The 6,243-nt window shown below is 24.9% G+C and carries 7 protein-coding genes; all 7 read left to right on the top strand.

The features are described 5' to 3' along the window. Window positions 1–68: cyclic lactone autoinducer peptide (locus tag BUB36_RS20715; RefSeq protein WP_131821360.1), on the top strand; the 68-nt coding region annotated here is incomplete at its 5' end. 366 nt (window positions 69–434) lie between these two features. After that, window positions 435–1,082 (top strand): hypothetical protein, encoded by a 648-nt coding sequence (locus BUB36_RS18195; RefSeq protein ID WP_073153607.1) that lies wholly within the window; start codon window positions 435–437, stop codon window positions 1,080–1,082. A 234-nt stretch (window positions 1,083–1,316) separates the two neighbouring features. Then, the gene (locus BUB36_RS18200; protein ID WP_073153610.1) at window positions 1,317–3,143 is read left to right on the top strand and encodes a hypothetical protein; all 1,827 of its coding nucleotides are present in this window, start codon (window positions 1,317–1,319) and stop codon (window positions 3,141–3,143) included. Between the two features lie 49 nt (window positions 3,144–3,192). Beyond that, on the top strand, window positions 3,193–3,360 hold the full coding sequence (locus tag BUB36_RS19920; RefSeq protein ID WP_165613147.1) for a hypothetical protein: 168 nt from the start codon (window positions 3,193–3,195) through the stop codon (window positions 3,358–3,360). Between the two features lie 188 nt (window positions 3,361–3,548). Beyond that, on the top strand, window positions 3,549–4,274 hold the full coding sequence (locus BUB36_RS18205) for a LytR/AlgR family response regulator transcription factor (protein WP_073153613.1): 726 nt from the start codon (window positions 3,549–3,551) through the stop codon (window positions 4,272–4,274). A 13-nt stretch (window positions 4,275–4,287) separates the two neighbouring features. Beyond that, window positions 4,288–5,619: a sensor histidine kinase gene (locus tag BUB36_RS18210; protein ID WP_073153616.1), complete on the top strand. Its 1,332-nt coding sequence runs from the start codon at window positions 4,288–4,290 to the stop codon at window positions 5,617–5,619. 350 nt (window positions 5,620–5,969) lie between these two features. Then, window positions 5,970–6,243, top strand: a 274-nt coding sequence (locus tag BUB36_RS18215) for an accessory gene regulator B family protein (protein ID WP_165613148.1), incomplete at its 3' end; no start/stop codon positions are given.

Raw genomic sequence — 6,243 nt, forward strand, 5'->3', positions numbered from 1 at the left:
TAGGAGCAGGAACCTGCTGTTATGTTATATACCATCAGCCTAAGTTTCCTGAGAAGCTGAGGAGGTAAAAGGTATTATAACAAATTATAAATTTTAATATTATAAAGGTGCTAAGTTTTTAGATTGTAGCTGTTAGAAGAAAGGAGGCGATAAGGAATGAATGAGATAAGAGCTCCAAACAAGAAAATATTTACTATGAAAAGATAGAGAGTTTTTATAACGGTAAATGAAACATAAAAATAATTCAATTATTTTAAAGAATTATAATTGTAGTAATGGTTTTTTAGTAATGAACGATTTATAAAAAATAAAAGTGATTTAAGTAAAGATTATAAAGAAGTAGATAGGATAATTAAATTAAGACAAGTAAGGGGATAATTTAAGCTCCTTTTAGTATTTGTAAACTAATAATGTAATGAAAGGGTGTTAATATTATGAAAAAACCTATTATTGGGATTTTATGTATTACTCTTTTGATTGTAAGTTCTTTAACAGTAAATGCAGAGCCTACACATGATAAAATTAATAAATCAATGCATGTTGAAATTTCAAAAGATGGCAAGGATAGAGTAATAACCTCATCTAATAAAGTAACAGATAAAATCAAGTTTGAAGCGGAAGTTAATGAATTTTTAGGTCAAGAAGTAATGTCACTTGCAACAACTATAAATTTAAAAGACTCTGATAGATATGATTACAATGGTAGTTATTGCCAAAGTGAATTTGATTCTGATGTTACATATTCAGTAATAACTGATCTAAGAGTAAATGGAACATCTAAAGCAAAATGGATGGGAAGCAATCCAGTAAATTGTGATAATATAAAGCTTGAGGATAGTTTCACTATTACAGGTGTAGCAGTATCAATAACTCTTGGAAGTGACTGGAGTGTAACTGGTGGGCTTACATCTAAAACAGGAACATGGTCAAAAGATTACGATGACGAATGGATAATAACTCATAATTATAGTAACTTAGACTTTAATGGTTATGAACTCTATATAAAGCAAAAAGCTAGAGGATATTATACATTTGGCACAACAACTCATGACACATCTGCTGTTGACTCAACTTTATTGTAAAGTAATTAAATAATTCATAAATTCAGATAGATTGGTATTAATTACCTTTCTATCTGAATAGTATATTGCGATAGTTTTGTCTTTTTCTTATAACCGTTAATGTTGATGGTTTCTTTAAACATAATGAAATTACTAATTTCAGTACTTTTAGGAAAAATGCAAACTTTTGGATATTAAATGTTTATAAATACTAATTAATAATATATAATCTACACAATTAGAAGGAGTAAAATAATGCTTAAAAAGAAGAATTTATTTACTATTATTATTATCTTATTTTTTATATTTTTAATTTTTAATTTAACATATAAAAAAGATACAAAAAAAAATAAGGATGTAGCCACAATAGTATATAATGGAAACAAAGATTATACATTGTTAAAAGAAATGCATACTGAAAATGATAAATATACATTTTTTAGTTTTGATACAATATATGATATTTTTAATAACAATATCCATTATTATAATGTAGCATGGCTATTCAGTATGAAGGATATCTGTGACATTGATTATCCAAAAGAGTTAATTAATGCCGCAAGGCTAAATATAGAGCAAGTAAATGATATAAAACTACAAGATAAGAATTTGTTTAATATTTTAAATATGGTACAAATTGAGAAAAAAGTGTTTAACGAAGTGAAAAACAAAGAATATTACATTAATAAGTTATTAGAGAGATACATATCAGATGAAGGATTATTTTATATTAAAAATAGGGATGAAGATCAAGACTCTAAAATTATAGCAACAAATATTGCGTTACAAATTTTTGACTATATAGGATACTTGCCAGAAGATTTATTATATGATATTGAGCACTCTATGATAAATCTTTTTTTAAACGATAAAAATTTTACTTTTAAAAAAGAACAATTAAAAAAGAATGTATTTGATCGAGGATTAATAATAATAGATAATTTGAGAATTTTAGATAAATATTCAATTAAAGATATAAAAAAAGATATTTATAAAAGAAAGAAATGGATACTTTTCTGGTATGAAGAATTTAATAATTATATTAATCAAGAAAATATTACTAATTTAATAGGCAATTTAGGCATAATTAATTTTTACAATATTTTTAGCTATCTTAATATAAACTATAAATTCAATGAAAATTTTATTAAGCAATATGAAGATATTGATTTAATTAGGAAAAGTTTTTTATCAAATCCTCAAGCTACATATCAAATGTTAAAAATATTTAAAATATATGATAAAAAAATTTCAAACGAAATAGTAAATATAATAGAAGATAATATGGAATATGTGTTCTATGAAAATCAACCATCAACAAATATTCTTAATATGTATTATGGGATAAAACTCTCAAACATCTTAAAGTTTGAATATAATAAAGAGAAAGCTTTAGCGTATATTAAAAATTATTTAAAAGTAAATGGTGGATCCATGATAGATATATATTATATTTACTTAATATACAATGACATGGAATGTAAAAATTTTGAATATGAGAATCTGGTTAAAGATGCATTATCTAATACTTTAGAAACTATGGATTTAAACGATATTAATTTTTTCGATGCTTATTGCGTAATATATTTTAATAAAATATATAATTTTCAGCTATCGAATAAATATGACAGACTTATTGAAAGACTCAATTATGGCTATATTACTACGAAAATAAAAAGTATAAATAATGAAAAAGATTTTTATTATATTGTGTTATTAGCTGATATGTTGAATATTAAAATAGAAAGTGAATTACTAACTAAAAGTATTTTTGAATTTTATGATATAGAAGGGTGTTTTGTAATAAGTAAAGATAATAGGGTAGGTAATATATATTCTACTTATAGGATGCTCAATTTATTAGATAAATTTAAAATTAAAATTTCCAAAGAACAAAAAGAAAACATAGATAGTTATTTGAAAAGATTAAAAGGAATAAATGGAGGATATTTTATTATGGTTGATAATAGTGATGATAAATATATAGAAAACTATAAAACTAATTTTACAATACAAAGTTTCTATTGTGGAATATATTCGAGTAACATTTTAAACAATATTCTTATTAAGGGTACTCGATAAATGCAATATTTATATAGTTACGTTTAAATGTTAGAGGAGGAGATGTTTGTTGAATTTATTAAAGCCAGTTCTCTTAGGTTTAGTAGTTTTTATAATAGGATTTATAATAACGGGTGTATTAGCCATATCTAATGCTGAAGAAGGGATAGCAATTTCATTATTGTTTTTGTCAGGCGTAATTGCTTCTTGTACGTATATAATAATAAGAACTAAATAGAATAAAAAGGGGTCAGACCCTCGGTTTGATATATAGATATTTTAGATAGGAAATAAATCTTTTGATAGGATTTATTTCCTATTTTTTATACATTGAAATAAATGCAAAATAAAGGAAAGGATTTTGGGTAAGTATGTAGTAATTATAATTAAAGGAATTTTATTAAAAAATTGCTTGGAGGGATACCTATGAAGTTAACTATAGCAGTTTGTGATGATGAATCAACAATAGTAGAGATAGTAACTTCACATATAAAGTCACAAGATAACAATTATGAAGTAAAAATAATAGAAGCTTTAAGTGGAGAAGAATTATTAGAGAAAATAGAAAACAAAAAAATAGATGTAGCATTTTTAGATATAGAGATGGAAGGTATAGATGGAATAGAATTGGGAAAAGAAATAAGAAAAAAATACAAAGACTGTATTATAGTATTTATAACTGGATTTAAAGCCCGTGCCCTTGAAGCCTTTGATATAAATGCATTTCAATATATTTTGAAACCGATTACCCAAGAAAGATTTTCAAAGTGTATAAATGACATAAATTTAAGGCTTGAAGAGAAAATAGCATTTAAAGAAAAAAACAGTATCTTTATTATTAATAACAAAAAAAGTGTAGTTAAGGTAAAGTACAAAGATATATTTTATTTTGAAAAATTATTAAATAAGATAAAGGTGTATACTTCAGAGGGTGATTATGAATATTATGGAACTCTTAAGGAATTAAAGAAAGAATTAGATATGGAAAAAAGTTTTATACAATGTCATCAAGGCTATATAGTCAATATGTCAAAGATTTATAAGTTGAAGGATAAACAAATATATATGAGGGATATAAAAGGATACGTTCCTGTCAGTAGAAAATATAAAACAGAGATTAAAAAAATTTTAGAAGAAAATTTGTTTAAGTAAGCATGGTGAGAATATGAATAATTGGTTAATAATAAACTATATATTTGCCATATTAGATGTTGCTTTAATGTTCTATTTTACAGATAAATTCTTAACAAGAAGAAAAGTAAATAATAAACAAATACTTATAATAATACTCCTACAGATAGGAATAAATTATTATATTAATCATGAACTAGGAACTGCAAATTTGTTGGGTTTAGTAATAATGGTATTCACTACAGCAATTCTTTTTAATAAGATATTTAAAGAAAGGTTCATATACATAGGTTTATTTATTACATTAGGAATAGTATTAAGCTCTATAGTTGAAATGTTGGTAACAATTTTAATAATGTTTATTACAAATAAGGATTCTACGATTTTTTTTACTAATAATATATGTAGAATATCAGGTGCAATTACATCAAAAATAATTCTATATTTGCTTATTAAACAGTTAGGGCAGAAAATAAAATATAAAATAGCAAATTACTTTAAAAAAACACAAATATATCAATTACTGTTTGTACTAGTACTAAATATAATAGTTATTTTTTCAGCAATTTATTTTTATAAGAATACTAATGTAATCAGGGGAAATGAAAAAAGACACATAGCCATATTATCAGTAGGTATTATAATGTTTACCATAGCAATACTAGAAATTACAAAGAAAATAATGGAATATGCTGTAAAGGAAATAGAGTGGAATTTAAAGGAAAGAGAGTACAAAAGACAGACTTTTTACATGAAAAATATGGATGACATGTTTAAGAATATAAGGGCTCAAAGGCACGACTTTAATCATCATATCGGGTGCATATATGGGCTGATTAACATGGAGGAATTTGAAAAAATTAAAGAATATATCGAAAAATTAACTAAAGAAACTGCTGAATATAATGAAATAATAAATGTAGGTAATCCTATTCTTGCATCATTATTAAATACAAAAATTACAAAGGCAAAAAAGAAAAAGATAAAAGTAGATATAGACATAGATATAAACACAAATATATCAATTGAATGTATAGATATATCAATTATAATAGGAAATCTTTTAGACAATGCTATAGAAGCATGTGAGAAGGTAGAAGAAGATAATAGATACATAGAAGTAAATATTTATACTAAAATGAATAATTTAATAATAAAAGTAGCAAATAGTAAACTTTCAGAAATAGAATTAGAGAGGAAAATAAATAATGAAGGGTTTACAACAAAATCAGATGCTGAAAATCATGGATTTGGCTTAACAAATATAAAGCAAACTGTAGAAAAATATAGAGGAATAATAAAAATAGAAGATGAATCAAATATCTTTAAAATAAATATTGCTATACCAATTGAAGATACCCTATAAAGAAAATGTGACTTGAGGACTGACACATCTGACACACACTTTTTTTAGTGTGTTTGGATGTCTGTCTGAGATCATTGAGAAAGTAGCGGCGCCATGGGGACTGTCCATACGTCTGACTGATAAGGACAGTGCCCGCAGGGAAAACGGAGAGACTGTCCCCGTGGCAAAGCGGAGATTTAAATCCAAATTACATAACACCAAAAAGGACTCCCCAAAAAGAGTTGTTTTTACTTTTTTGAAAATATACATACCAAATATCACGTTTCAGCTACCACTTTTATAAAAAACATTGAAAAAACTTTATAAATAAATAAAATAAAAGACAAATATGGAATTAAATGGTGAAAAATATGATTGATAAAATATGTAGAACAATAACTCAAAAGCTAGTTAAAAATAACATAATTAAATCTGAAGATCATGATATTTACATGTATGGTTTACAGCTATTTATTGTAAGCATATTTAAGGGTATAGGTATATTTGCTATAGCCTATGGATTAGGACGGATAAAGGAAGCAGCGATATTCATAATAACCTTTGGTATCTTAAGAATAAACGCAGGGGGATACCACTGTAGTACTTATTTTAGATGTTTTATAGTAACTATATTAACTATGACAA

Origin of the sequence: Paramaledivibacter caminithermalis DSM 15212 (assembly GCF_900142245.1) — a bacterium.
GTDB lineage: Bacteria > Bacillota > Clostridia > Peptostreptococcales > Caminicellaceae > Paramaledivibacter > Paramaledivibacter caminithermalis.